This window comes from Candidatus Nitrososphaera gargensis Ga9.2 (genome assembly GCF_000303155.1).
GTDB lineage: Archaea > Thermoproteota > Nitrososphaeria > Nitrososphaerales > Nitrososphaeraceae > Nitrososphaera > Nitrososphaera gargensis.
This window is the reverse complement of record NC_018719.1, coordinates 1,004,254-1,016,374: the sequence shown is the minus strand read 5'-3', so window position 1 is coordinate 1,016,374 and position 12,121 is coordinate 1,004,254. Positions and strand designations below refer to the sequence as shown.

The window sequence follows — 12,121 nt, the reverse complement described above, 5'->3', positions numbered from 1 at the left end:
TTTTACATCACCGGATCTTGCTCGATCTCCAAGTTGCCGTCTGAAGCGACCTTGATGCCCATTATAGCCAGAACCGGCTTTGCATTTTCCAAACCTTCACGCATAATTATGTTCTTTGCCATCTTTAGCCGGTATGGCCTGGCCCAGTGCTGCCCTATTTTGTACTTGCCTCGCATGTCCGATGGTATGACCTTGATTATTGCGACTTCTTCCACTACAGGCATCTCTGCGTCAAGCGCCTCATACCTGCCCTCCTTTTGGTACTTTTCCATGAGCGCGTTGAGCGCCTTTGCCTTTTCCTCCCGGTCCTCCACGATCTCTGCCCTGCCCTTTATCACCACGCTGATGTAGAGGGTGTCTGCCTGCGACGCGTCTGTTGGGTGGAAATAGTACGAGGGCAAAAAGCAGACGTGCTGGTCCACTTCAAAGCCGACGCTTGGGTTGCGCCGGATGTTGTCCAGCTTTTCTCCAAACGGGTGAGAATGCATGTAGATGGCGTCGTTAAAGTAGACAAAGTTCATGGGGATAACCTGAGGGTAGCCGTCCTTGTCGATCGATGCTATTCTGCCGGCAGGCTGGCTGTTGAGAAAATCGATTATCTTTTGTTTTGACTGTATCTCGTATTTTTTTACCAGTTGCACTGCACTGTTGCTAAGCTGGTATGCCGTTAAAAGTTATACGGCAGTTTGTGCAAAAGAAATATTGCCATGAACAGGCGGACGATTCGCTACGCGATAGCCGGCTGCATAGCGGCGCTGGCGGCTGCAGCCATTTATGCGATTGTCCGGCTGTTAGTGCTCGGGCAGCGCGTCGATGCTTCGATACTGGTCGTCAATGTCATTGCGTTTGCAGGCATTGCCGGCCTTTTGATATACCTCACAAAGAAGGATAGGGACCTTGAGGAAGAGGAACTCTTCAGAGATTAAATGCAGAGACTATTATTGTATGAGCAGAGATGAATCCGCCGACCTCACAAGGCAGCTACATCAAGGCGACGCACGCGTCCATCGACAATATCGAATCGCCAGACGGTCGCCATGTCTCACTGATCCGAATGGAAAGGCCCGACTAACTCGAGTCCATTGTGGTTTTCCTGCTCCACATCAAGACGGCCGTGCGCTTGAAAGATCTCACTGTCAGCCCACTCTACAAATGACTGTGGGTGGCCATCATCAGTTAATACTGCCGATGGCGCAAACGCAGCGAAGAACGCATTGTGGTTGCCGTCACGCATGGCAGTAACCACGGTGCGTACGATTGAGTTTGCAAGCTCCTCAGCTCTCATTTGTTATATTCTATTATTGTCATCGGAGCGAGGACACATATCAATTGTGTAAAAAATAGCAAGTTTTAGTAGTCGCCTGCGATAAGTGATATAGATAGATATGCATGACGAGTCTACAAGGTACAGAATAAACCAGTTGACAGACACCGGAACCACTGTCAATCTTGCACTGAGCGAAGATGTCGAGCTTGAAACGGTGTCGCAACAGCAGATGATGCTAGAAGCAGTTGACCGGGCGGTCGCCGACAAGGAGGTCAAGGAGCAGATAAAACCGATACTTGAAGCTATCCTGAGATCGCAACCGCAGACAGTGATAAAGAGCTATTCGCAGACAGTGATCCAGATAACGATGCCGAAAAAGCGCTATGAAAAGATTGGAAGTCCCCGCGTGGGCGACAGGCTACTAATAGACATCAGGAAGGCGTGAGCTGCCGCTCCAGCTCTTGCTGCGACTTGATCGGGAGCGAGCAGGTAAAATTCCGGCACACAAAGGCAGTCTCGCCGTCACCCACGCGCCCCTTAAAGTAGGCATATTTCTGGAGCGATGCAAGTTCATTTGTGCTTACGATTGCGTTTATGCCATCTGGCACGAACTGCTGGTTGAGCCATTCTGCCATTTTTGAGCTGTGGTCATTTCTTGTTATCACGGTCACCTCCACCGGCTTTTTCACATAAAGGTAGATTGTATTGAGCATCTGTCCAAACCCAAACGGATTCTCGGCAGCCGGTTTCGCGCTTGCCTTCATTATCTTGACGGCGCAGTCAAGGTAGCTGTTGTTCTGCGTGTAGTGGTAGAGCCGGAGAAGGTTAGACGCGGCGACAGAGTTGCCGCTTGGAATCGCAAGGTCGTAAAAGCTCTTGGTTCTCACTATTAGCTTCTCATGGTCGTCAGAAGTGAAGAACAGGTTTTCCTCCTTTTCGTCCCAAAAGTGCGCCAGCATGAAATCGGTGTATTTTACCGCCTTGTCCAGATACTCCTGCCTAGAATCAATTGCAAAGAGGTCAAGCAGGCCGCCGGTATAGAATGCATAGTCGTCAAGGTACGCGTTCAGCTTTGACTTACCGTCCTTGAAAGTGTGCAGCAGTCTGCCGTCACCTGTTACGATCTTGGTTTCTATAAACTTGACCGCGTCCTTTGCCGCCTGCAGGTACTTTTGGTCGCCGGTGATCCCGTAGCCTTTGGCAAAGCCTGATATCATCAGGCCGTTCCACGACGTCAATATCTTTTCGTCCCTCGCCGGCCTGACCCTCTTTTCCCTTGCTGCAAAAAGCTTGGCAGAGGCGTCTGCGATTATCTGTGCGGTCTGTTCTGGCGTCTTGCCGTACCTGAGGCCAACGCTTGACACCGGCACCCTCACGTTGAGTATGTTCTTGCCTTCAAAGTTGCCGCCTTCAGTCACGCCGTAGTGTTCGCAGAAAATGTCAGTGGCAGCTTGGTCGCCGAGTATCGAGGCGATCTCTTTTTTGGACCAGACGTAGAACTTGCCCTCCTCGCCTTCCGAGTCGGCGTCCTGCGCAGAATAGAACCCGCCTTCAGGATGCGTCATCTCCCGTATGACAAAGTCCAGAGTCTTTCTCGTTATCTGCAAGTATTTTTCGGCCTTTGTAATTTGGTAGAGCTCAGAGTACAGCTGGGCAAGAAGCGCGTTGTCATAGAGCATCTTTTCAAAGTGCGGGACGAGCCACTTTTGATCGGTAGCATAGCGCGCGAAGCCACCGCCAAGTTGATCATGTATGCCGCCCGCTGCCATCTTGTCTGCGGTGAATGCGACAAAATCTTTGAAGCAGCTCATGCCGGAAATGTCGTAATAGCGCAGCAGGAACATTAGGTTGGACGCGTTTGGGAACTTAGGGGCCTGTCCAAAGCCGCCGTATATCGGGTCTCCCATCTGGAGCAGACCCACTGCGGCCTCGTCAAGGATAGAGCGCTCTAGGCTCGCCTTGCCTGCCGCGCCCAAGGCAACATCCCTTGCGGTCTGCGCCAAGGCATCCATGAACTCGCCGCTTGCCGCCTCTATTTCTTGTTTTTTGCTCTTGTAAGCTGTGGCAAGCTGGAGAAGTATCGTCTTGAACCCCGGCATATTGTAGTGGCCGCCCTCCTTTGGAAAATAGGTCCCAACGTAGAATGGTTTTTGATCAGGAGTCAGAAACACAGACAGCGGCCAGCCGCCGGTTCCAGTAGCAAGCTGGCAGACCCGCTGGTAAATATCATCGAGATCAGGCCGTTCCTCTCTGTCGACCTTGATATTAATGAAATGCTCGTTCATTATTTTTGCAATTTCGTCGTCTTCAAACGACTCGTGCGCCATAACATGGCACCAGTGGCATGCGCTATAGCCGACGCTCAGGAAAATTGGCTTGTCTTCCTTTTTCGCCCGTTCCAGCGCCTCTTCTCCCCACGAGTACCAGTCTACAGGGTTGTAGGCGTGCTGCAATAAGTATGGGCTCGTTTCCTTTGCGAGCTTGTTCGGCTTGCCGCGGCTTGCGTGTTCTTCCTGCATCAGTTGGACTTGCGGCTGAATGCTATATAGACTTTGTATCTGCGAGAAAATTCAGCACAATTTGTTATATCTAATATTTTCTCTCCATTATCACTATTATGTCAAGTCCAAGAAGAGAAGTCAAGAAGGAAAGCGAAAAGCATAACAAGGAAGAAGATGAAGAAAATCCAACCAACGTAGAACCTAGGATAACTGAGTCGTATGATAACGACTAACGGCTTTTTCTCATGCAATGTGCCATGAGCAAAGGTTTATATCAGTATATTGTAAAGGAAGAAAGCGAACGTAACCTTTAAGGCGGCGTCAGTGATGATGTTTGGTCTTAGCGCCATTTTGTGATTCACTGACCTCCAGTTGCGCTCATAAAATGGAGATCCGATGCTCGCATTGGATCTGACATAGGTCACACGAACACCCTAATACGACCCGCACAATAACAAGGTTGTCCGGCCGTACTCTTTAATTAAAGAAAAAAGGATTGACTCCGGTTGATCCTGCCGGACCCGACTGCTATCAGAGTGGGACTAAGCCATGCGAGTCAACGCCGCAAGGCGTGGCATACGGCTCAGTAACACGTAGTCAACATGCCCAGGGGACGTGGATAACCTCGGGAAACTGAGGATAAACCGCGATAGGCCAAGGTTTCTGGAATGGACCATGGCTGAAATCTATATGGCCCCTGGATTGGACTGCGGCCGATCAGGCTGTTGGTGAGGTAATGGCCCACCAAACCTGTAACCGGTACGGGCTTTGAGAGAAGGAGCCCGGAGATGGGCACTGAGACAAGGGCCCAGGCCCTATGGGGCGCAGCAGGCGCGAAACCTCTGCAATAGGCGAAAGCCTGACAGGGTTACTCTGAGTGATGCCCGCTAAGGGCATCTTTTGGCACCTCTAAAAATGGTGCAGAATAAGGGGTGGGCAAGTCTGGTGTCAGCCGCCGCGGTAATACCAGCACCCCGAGTGGTCGGGACGATTATTGGGCCTAAAGCATCCGTAGCTTGTTCTGCAAGTCCTCCGTTAAATCCACCTGCTCAACAGATGGGCTGCGGAGGATACTACAGGGCTAGGAGGCGGGAGAGGCAAGCGGTACTCAGTGGGTAGGGGTAAAATCCTCTGATCCACCGAAGACCACCAGTGGCGAAGGCGGCTTGCCAGAACGCGCTCGACGGTGAGGGATGAAAGCTGGGGGAGCAAACCGGATTAGATACCCGGGTAGTCCCAGCTGTAAACGATGCAGACTCGGTGATGGGTTGGCTTCGCGCCAACCCAGTGCCGCAGGGAAGCCGTTAAGTCTGCCGCCTGGGGAGTACGGTCGCAAGACTGAAACTTAAAGGAATTGGCGGGGGAGCACCACAAGGGGTGAAGCCTGCGGTTCAATTGGAGTCAACGCCGGGAATCTTACCGGGGGCGACAGCAGAGTGAAGGTCAAGCTGAAGACTTTACCAGACAAGCTGAGAGGAGGTGCATGGCCGTCGCCAGCTCGTGCCGTGAGGTGTCCTGTTAAGTCAGGTAACGAGCAAGATCCCTGCCTCTAGTTGCTACCTCTGTTCTCAGGAACGGAGGGGCTAATTAGAGGGACCGCCGCCGCTGAGGCGGAGGAAGGAGGGGGCTACGGCAGGTCAGTATGCCCCGAAACCCTCGGGCCACACGCGGGCTGCAATGGTAAGGACAGCGGGCTCCGATCCCGAAAGGGGGAGGCAATCCCTCAAACCTTACCTCAGTTATGATTGAGGGCTGAAACTCGCCCTCATGAATATGGAATCCCTAGTAACCGCGTGTCACCATCGCGCGGTGAATACGTCCCTGCTCCTTGCACACACCGCCCGTCGCTTCACCGAAGCTGGTTCTTGGCGAGGTGGCGCCTAATTGGCGCTATCGAACCTGGGGTCAGCAACGGGGGAGAAGTCGTAACAAGGTAGTCGTAGGGGAACCTGCGGCTGGATCACCTCCTTAGTTTAACGGTCCGGGCAACTTTTGTGTAAAGGGTTCGTCAAGTGTGTTCGTGTGGCCGAAATTATGCAGCTCCATATGAAAATATGGTGTGAAGGACGCAGCGGGCTAGTGCCTGCAATGACCGTCATGCAAAGGATCACAGGAAACACGCCACAATGTCAACAACTGACAGAGTGGAAAAATGTGGCTTTACGGAAATGTTCGCGTAGAATTTCCGGGGCTGCAATAGTAAAAGAAAGATATGGTGTACCTGGTATAGTGCAAAGACGCCGGTTGGGGGATGACTCGGCTTGGTAAGTGATGAAGGACGTGGCAAGCTGCGATAAGCTTGGGGTAGGTGCATGCGACCGTTGATCCCAAGATCTCCGAATGAGGTCTCTCTTTACACTCCCTTGCTTTTCGCTTGGGAGGGCGAACTGTCCGAAGTGAAGCATCTGAGTAGGACGAGGAAGAGAAATCAACACGAGATTCCGCTAGTAGCGGCGAGCGAAAACGGAAGAGCCCAAACTGAACCTGCCATGGTAACATGGTAGGGATGTGGTGTGCTATGGCGTACAGGATGCCGTTCTCTGAGCTGAAGTGCTCTGGAACGTGCTGGCTTAGAGGGTGATACCCCCGTAAGCGTAAGGGAATGGGATTCTGCCATAGCAAGAGTATCTGGCCTTGGCAGTGGCCAGTGACTATGGGTGAAAATAGCATCCAAGGCTAAATATTCACCAAGACCGATAGCACACTAGTACCGTGAGGGAAAGTTGAAAAGTACCCCGGAAGGGGGATGAAAAGTGTCTGAAACCAACCGGTTACAGACGTGTACGGCTCAAAAGGAGTTCGGCAGAGGTCCCGCAAGGGACTGAAGCCTTCCAGAGTTGTACGTTCCGTCTAGAAACACGGGCCAGGGAGATTGCTGTCATGGCGAGCCTAACCTGACGAGGGGAAGGCGAAGGGAAACCGAATTCGCGCAGCTTCGGCGAGGCGAAGGATCCGAAAGGGTCTTTAGTCATGGCAGTAAGGCTAGAAACCGGACGATCTAGTCCTGGATAAGACGAAGGCGGGCGAAAGCCCGCTGGAGGTCTGCAAGGGTCCTGACGTGCAAATCGGTCCCCAGATCTGGGATTAGGGGTCAAAAACCAATCTAGTCCGGTGATCGCTAGTTCCCACCGAAGTGGATCGCAGTCCTGCCTCAGTGGAGACGGCTTGTATTGTAGAGCACCGATCGGACGGTAAGGGCTCGAAAGGGCTCGCCGCCCATTCGAACTCCGAATGTACAGGCGTTGTAGAAGCTGGGAGGCGGGTTTATGTGGGGTAAGCCTCATAACCGAGAGGGGGACAACCCAGACTAAAGTTAAGGTCCCCAAGTGTCTGCTAAGTGTCAAACAAAAAGGCGTTTTCGAGCTAAGACAGCAGGGAGGTAGGCTCAGAAGCAGCCATCCTTCAAAGAGTGCGTAACAGCTCACCTGCCGAGCTCGGAAGCCCTGAAAATGGACGGGGCTAAAGCAGACCACCGATACTTTAGACCGCCGGCAATGCCGGTGCGTGGTAGGTGGGCGTAGTGTTTGGGTAGAAGCTGGGCTGTGAAGTCCAGTGGACCGAACTAACTATTGCAGATCCTGGTGGCAGTAACAGCATAGCCGGGTGAGAATCTCGGCGACCGCAAGGGCAAGGGTTTCCCGGCAATGCGTCATCAGCCGGGAGTTAGCCGGTCCTAAGAGCAGCCTCAACAGAGCTGTCCGAATGGGAAACTTGTTAATATTCAAGTGCCTTGAAGGGATCGTTTTTACCTGCCTTGTTGCTTCAGGATAGGGCAAGCAGAACCGTCGTTCTGTCCAAGTTTTCGAGCATGGGGGAGTGCTGTAATGGCGAGATCCCATGCGAGGGGCGAGTGGCCTGCCGCAAGGCGGGTTTGCTCAAGTCCAGGAGACACTGAAAGCAAGGTCAGGGAGATCTCTTCAAGACCGTACCGAGATCCGACACTGGTGCCCTGGTTTAGTAGACTAAGGTCTGTCGGGCATACCGTAAGGCGAGGGAACTCGGCAAAATAGCTCCGTATCTACGGTATAAGGAGTGCCTGCAGCTTTTGCGAGGAGCAGGAGCTGCAGGTCGCAGTGACCAGGGGGTCCCGACTGTTTAATAAAAACACAGGTGGTCGCTAGTCCGAAAGGATGAGTATGGCCTCTGTATCCTGGCCAGTGGCGGTACCTAAAACCTGGGTTCAACTGGGCTAAGGGCCGCTAAACGCCGGGAGTAACTCTGACTCTCTTAAGGTAGCCAAATGCCTTGTCGGGTAAGTTCCGACGTGCATGAATGGAACAACGAGGGCCCCGCTGTCCCCGCCTGCAGCCCGGTGAAGCCACATAACGTGGACGAACAGTCCACGAACCTCTGTCGGGGAGAGAAGACCCTGTGGAGCTTTACTGCAGCCTGTTGCTGCGGTATGGTTGCGGATGCAGAGCGTAGCTGGGAGCCTTCGAAGCCTGCCCTCCGGGGCAGGTGGAGGCGCCGTTGTAACACCAGCCATTCGTTACCGTATCGCTAACCCGTTCTCACGGGGACAACGGCAGGTGGGCAGTTCGGCTGGGGCGGCACCCCCTTGAAAAAGTATCGAGGGGGCCCAAAGATTGGCTCAGGCGGGACAGAACTCCGCCGGTGAGGGCAAAGCCAAAAGCCAGTCTGACTGTATTCCCAATGATACGGAATACAGAGGAGAAATCCGGGCTTAGCGATCCATCGTGTCCCCACTATTGGGGGCCGGTGGTGACAGAAAAGTTACCCTAGGGATAACAGGCTCGTCGCGGGCGAGAGCTCCCATCGACCCCGCGGTTTGGTACCTCGATGTCGGCTCTTCCCATCCTGGTTCTGCAGCAGGAGCCAAGGGTGGGGCTGCTCGCCCATTAAAGGGGAACGTGAGCTGGGTTTAGACCGTCGTGAGACAGGTCGGTCTCTGCCTGACAGGGGCGCGGTTGTCTGAGGGGAAGTTGCCCCTAGTACGAGAGGAACAGGGCAGCGCAGCCTCTGGTTTATCAGCTGTCCGACAGGGCACGCTGAGCAGCTAAGCTGCTTTGGATAAGTCCTGAAAGCATCTAAGGACGAAGCCTTTCCTGAGAAAAGACAGCCTTCCGCAAGGAGAAGGGCGGCCATAGAAGATGGCGTTGATGGGATGGAGGTGTAATCACCAAGCTTCGGCGAGGTGTTCAGCCTGCCATTCCCAACAGCCCAACGCACTAGAACTTGGATTTGTTTGCGCCACCAAAATGGTGGTTTGCCACAGGTATGGTGGCAGCAAGCGCACCATTTCTGGAATTGCGGCTCCGGAAATACGTAAAGAACAACAACCGTAAAGAACTGTGATCCTTTGCACGGCGGCCAGCGTCATTTCATTTTTCGATATCTTTTACCCAACCATTAAATCTGGGCTACTAAACTTCACAATCTATAATCTAGATGTCTTCTGTTTGCATATCTCACAAGGAAGATGCAGATGGGCTCTGCTCTGCCACTCTGATAAAGGTAGCGTTTGACGTTTCAAAAGTAATCCTTGTGGATTATGCTAGCCTTATCTCCAAGCTGGAAAAGGTCGCGGCTTCTGACGGCAAGATCGAGCAGCTGTTCATATGCGACCTTGGACTGTCGAAAAAGAATGAGCAGAAATTTGTCGAGCTGCTTGGCAATATAGCGTCCAGTGGGGCCGAAGTGACCTACATCGATCATCATGACATCAGCAAGGAGATAATGCAGGCGCTCAAGAAGGCTGGCGTGACCCTCATTCATACTATTGAAGAGTGCACAAGTATGCAGGTCTATGCGAAATACAGGAAAAAACTGCCCGAGCACGCAGCGTTTTTCGCGGCGATGGGCGCGCTGACCGACTATATGGAAAACAAGCCTGTTGCGTCTACGATTGTGCCCAGATTTGACAGGCAATTCCTTATGCTTGAATCGACCGTATTATCGTACATGATTTCCGCAAGCCAGCACGACGACGACTTTCTGGTGAAAATAGTCGACACGCTTGCCAAGATGAAATATCCCCACGACATCAAGGGCGGCTTTGAGACTGCCGAGAAATATGCCAAAAAGGTGGCAAACGCTGTCGAATCGATACAAGAATCTGTGGTCAAGCTCGACAATATCGCTCACGCGCCTAGCACGGTCGAGCTATCGTCAAGCATGGTGGTCAACTTTGTGCTTGGCTCGTCCGGCAAGCCCGCCGCGATGGTCTATAAGTTCAAGGACGACATCAAGTCATACGTCGTTTCAATACGCGGATCGGCCGGCTGCAAGGTGCACCTCGGCCGGCTCACAAACGAAATAGCGTCAGAGCTTGGAGGTAGCGGGGGCGGGCACGATAGGGCGTGCGGCGCAGTGATCCCAAAGGACAAGCTTGAGGAATTCATCAAGACCCTTGATAGCAGGATAGCCTAGCGCTTTAGGTGATTCTACACCATTTCCATGATAAGTTCAGTGGCGTCCTTGGGTAACACTGGCTTGAGTGCGGCCATCAGCTGGTTCAGGGTATGCTGCGATCCATACTTGAGACTGATGCCCTGTGACTGCAGGCGCGCAAGAAGCGAGTTCTTGGCATCCTTGCCGAGCGTATCAAACGCCCTAATGGGAATGGTATTTAAGCAAACCTGTCTTCGCGAAGAATGTTCTACCCTAAACCTCGACGATAAACTCGACCTCAACTGCGCTGTCAAGAGGCAGACTGCTCACCCCGACTGCTGCCCTTGCATGCCTACCATTTTCGCCAAATACCTGAACCAGCAGGTCTGACGCGCCGTTGATCACCTTGGGCTGGTCTGCAAACAATGGGTCGCAGCTGACAAACCCCGTAACCTTGACCGCCCGCTTTACTCTGTCAAGGCTGCCAAGAGCCGACTTTAGCTGTGCCAGCGCGTTTATCGTACAGAGGCGCGCCGCCTGCTGGCCTGCCTCTATCGAGATGTCCCTGCCTACCTTGCCCTTGAACTTTACCTGCCCGCCTTCTGTCGGGATCTGTCCTGCTACAAACGCAAGGTTGTTGTGCGTTACGACCACTGGCACGTACGACCCTGCAGGGGCCGGAGGCGACGGGAGCGTTATTCCAAGGGATGCAAGCTTGTCTTCTATCATTGAGCAAGACTTGGCGTGGCTACGTTATTTTACTTTGCTTTGTTGTAGCTACTCTACCGCCAAAAAGTTCTATAGGTTCCCACATCTTTTTTAAATGCAAAAATAGAACCTTTTTCATCCATAAAACAGCACTTATGCAGCTATCCTCAACTTAGGTGAACTTGCTAGAACGCGATGGCTGGATTCTTGTCAATGTTGAAGGCAGGAAGCTAGGAATCATCTCATATCAGTCACCGAAGGAGGTCAGATGTTCCTCAGGGTCGCAGGTTACCACACTGGCGAAACCAAGTTCATAGGAGAAAGGCGCAATGTGCTCTCAATAAAGGTGGAGACAATTCCCGAGAGTATTCAGAACACGTTTTTGATGCTGGTTCGGATGCTCTGCCAGCAGAGCTTCGCGGCTTGCCGATTTCGTTTTTGTAATTGTGAAGCAAGACTTAAGATTCAACCAAAATCTATTACTGTTTGAAGACATATTTTATATTGGAGACGCAGATGCAACTGCTTTACCTGTTCTTGGTTGTCATCGGCCTGATTGCTTTGGCAGGCATATGATCCTCATTATTCAAGAAGTTATAAAACCATCTCCACTTGACACTATGAGGACCAGCTTCGACGGCTTTTGTTTCGGTTGTGGTCCTGATACGCCAGAACCCAGAGTAATCTACCCGCAAGCCTAATTTTGCATCAAACAACGGTCGTTGCACATCTTGTAGGCGCCTTTGGACGATGCGAATCTTTTTAAAAAGCATTGTTCTACCAGATTATTAGGAAATGGCGCACCACGAAGCTGAGAGCGGAGGATACGGCAGCAGCCCTCACATGAAGACAGTCGCATGGTCGATCCTTGTCATGGGCATATCTCTGGCCATCATAATCATCCTCTACATCTGGATCGGTTGGATACCAGGGTCGGGCTTCTCGGATGACATTATGAGAGAGCAGCAGGATGCACTGCGGGTAGAGTATGGCCTTCCACCGGTTGAAGAAATCACCCCAGAAGAAGCAGAGATTCCACCATCACTCAGAGACCTAAACTAACTGATCAGAGCAGATCCTCGTCTATCTTTTCTATTTTATCGACATACTGTGTGCATTCGCACCCAGGTATCAGGCAGCGGCCGACGCGCAAGAGCGAACTATTTCCACCCTTGTTGAATTCATGCGCCTGATGTGGATGGAAACACTTTAGGCAGTTCATCGCGCAATGACGACATTTACGTGGCTGATAATTAAACGTGCGGCTGAAAAACAAAGGATTATAGAGGAATCA

10 protein-coding genes and 2 rRNA genes are annotated in these 12,121 nt (G+C 52.2%); 6 read left to right on the top strand and 6 right to left on the bottom strand.

The window, feature by feature from the left end; translation table 11 throughout:
• Nucleotides 1-2: 2 nt before the first annotated feature.
• Nucleotides 3-641 (bottom strand): pyridoxamine 5'-phosphate oxidase family protein, encoded by a 639-nt coding sequence (locus NGAR_RS05955; protein ID WP_015018771.1) that lies wholly within the window; start codon nucleotides 639-641, stop codon nucleotides 3-5.
• A 66-nt stretch (nucleotides 642-707) separates the two neighbouring features.
• Here NGAR_RS05955 and NGAR_RS05950 point away from each other — a divergent pair, with 66 nt between their 5' ends.
• Entirely contained in the window at nucleotides 708-926 is a 219-nt protein-coding gene (locus NGAR_RS05950; RefSeq protein ID WP_148681056.1) for a hypothetical protein, read from the top strand.
• A 116-nt stretch (nucleotides 927-1,042) separates the two neighbouring features.
• Here the strand turns inward: NGAR_RS05950 and NGAR_RS05945 are convergent, their stop codons facing one another.
• Nucleotides 1,043-1,285, bottom strand: coding sequence for a hypothetical protein (locus tag NGAR_RS05945; protein ID WP_015018770.1), 243 nt, complete (start codon nucleotides 1,283-1,285; stop codon nucleotides 1,043-1,045).
• A 100-nt stretch (nucleotides 1,286-1,385) separates the two neighbouring features.
• On the opposite strand from NGAR_RS05945, the gene NGAR_RS05940 reads away from it, so the two are divergent.
• Nucleotides 1,386-1,712 (top strand): hypothetical protein, encoded by a 327-nt coding sequence (locus tag NGAR_RS05940; protein ID WP_015018769.1) that lies wholly within the window; start codon nucleotides 1,386-1,388, stop codon nucleotides 1,710-1,712.
• On the opposite strand, the gene NGAR_RS05935 is transcribed toward NGAR_RS05940, so the two are convergent.
• Complete coding sequence (locus NGAR_RS05935) at nucleotides 1,699-3,786, bottom strand: thioredoxin domain-containing protein (protein ID WP_015018768.1); 2,088 nt, start codon at nucleotides 3,784-3,786, stop codon at nucleotides 1,699-1,701. The genes NGAR_RS05940 and NGAR_RS05935 overlap by 14 nt on opposite strands.
• Before the next feature lie 481 nt (nucleotides 3,787-4,267).
• On the opposite strand from NGAR_RS05935, the gene NGAR_RS05930 reads away from it, so the two are divergent.
• The 3 genes from NGAR_RS05930 to NGAR_RS05915 all read left to right on the top strand — a co-directional run bounded on the left by NGAR_RS05930 (nucleotide 4,268) and on the right by NGAR_RS05915 (nucleotide 10,158).
• Nucleotides 4,268-5,737: ribosomal RNA gene (locus NGAR_RS05930) — 16S ribosomal RNA — on the top strand.
• Nucleotides 5,738-5,990: 253 nt separating this feature from the next.
• Nucleotides 5,991-8,965 (top strand): 23S ribosomal RNA (locus NGAR_RS05925).
• Together the 16S and 23S rRNA genes form the textbook arrangement of a ribosomal RNA operon.
• Before the next feature lie 212 nt (nucleotides 8,966-9,177).
• Nucleotides 9,178-10,158, top strand: coding sequence for a DHHA1 domain-containing protein (locus tag NGAR_RS05915; RefSeq protein ID WP_015018767.1), 981 nt, complete (start codon nucleotides 9,178-9,180; stop codon nucleotides 10,156-10,158).
• Between the two features lie 14 nt (nucleotides 10,159-10,172).
• Here the strand turns inward: NGAR_RS05915 and NGAR_RS05910 are convergent, their stop codons facing one another.
• A complete protein-coding gene (locus tag NGAR_RS05910) occupies nucleotides 10,173-10,433 on the bottom strand; it encodes a hypothetical protein (protein WP_148681054.1) in 261 nt (86 codons plus the stop codon).
• Nucleotides 10,393-10,848, bottom strand: coding sequence for a RidA family protein (locus tag NGAR_RS05905; protein ID WP_015018766.1), 456 nt, complete (start codon nucleotides 10,846-10,848; stop codon nucleotides 10,393-10,395). The genes NGAR_RS05910 and NGAR_RS05905 overlap by 41 nt, the downstream gene beginning before the upstream one ends.
• 774 nt (nucleotides 10,849-11,622) lie before the next feature.
• Here NGAR_RS05905 and NGAR_RS05900 point away from each other — a divergent pair.
• Entirely contained in the window at nucleotides 11,623-11,889 is a 267-nt protein-coding gene (locus NGAR_RS05900) for a hypothetical protein (protein ID WP_015018764.1), read from the top strand.
• Nucleotides 11,890-11,893: 4 nt separating this feature from the next.
• On the opposite strand, the gene NGAR_RS17280 is transcribed toward NGAR_RS05900, so the two are convergent.
• Nucleotides 11,894-12,049, bottom strand: coding sequence for a hypothetical protein (locus tag NGAR_RS17280; protein ID WP_015018763.1), 156 nt, complete (start codon nucleotides 12,047-12,049; stop codon nucleotides 11,894-11,896).
• Between the last annotated feature and the right edge of the window lie 72 nt (nucleotides 12,050-12,121).

Bases quoted from the DNA above. Each gene is read 5' to 3' on its own strand.
- NGAR_RS05950 (WP_148681056.1), top strand. From the start codon at position 708: ATGAACAGGCGGACGATTCGCTACGCGATAGCCGGCTGCATAGCGGCG.
- NGAR_RS05945 (WP_015018770.1), bottom strand. From the start codon at position 1,285: ATGAGAGCTGAGGAGCTTGCAAACTCAATCGTACGCACCGTGGTTACT.
- NGAR_RS05940 (WP_015018769.1), top strand. From the start codon at position 1,386: ATGCATGACGAGTCTACAAGGTACAGAATAAACCAGTTGACAGACACC.
- NGAR_RS05935 (WP_015018768.1), bottom strand. From the start codon at position 3,786: ATGCAGGAAGAACACGCAAGCCGCGGCAAGCCGAACAAGCTCGCAAAG.
- NGAR_RS05915 (WP_015018767.1), top strand. From the start codon at position 9,178: ATGTCTTCTGTTTGCATATCTCACAAGGAAGATGCAGATGGGCTCTGC.
- NGAR_RS05905 (WP_015018766.1), bottom strand. From the start codon at position 10,848: ATGATAGAAGACAAGCTTGCATCCCTTGGAATAACGCTCCCGTCGCCT.
- NGAR_RS05900 (WP_015018764.1), top strand. From the start codon at position 11,623: ATGGCGCACCACGAAGCTGAGAGCGGAGGATACGGCAGCAGCCCTCAC.
- NGAR_RS17280 (WP_015018763.1), bottom strand. From the start codon at position 12,049: ATGAACTGCCTAAAGTGTTTCCATCCACATCAGGCGCATGAATTCAAC.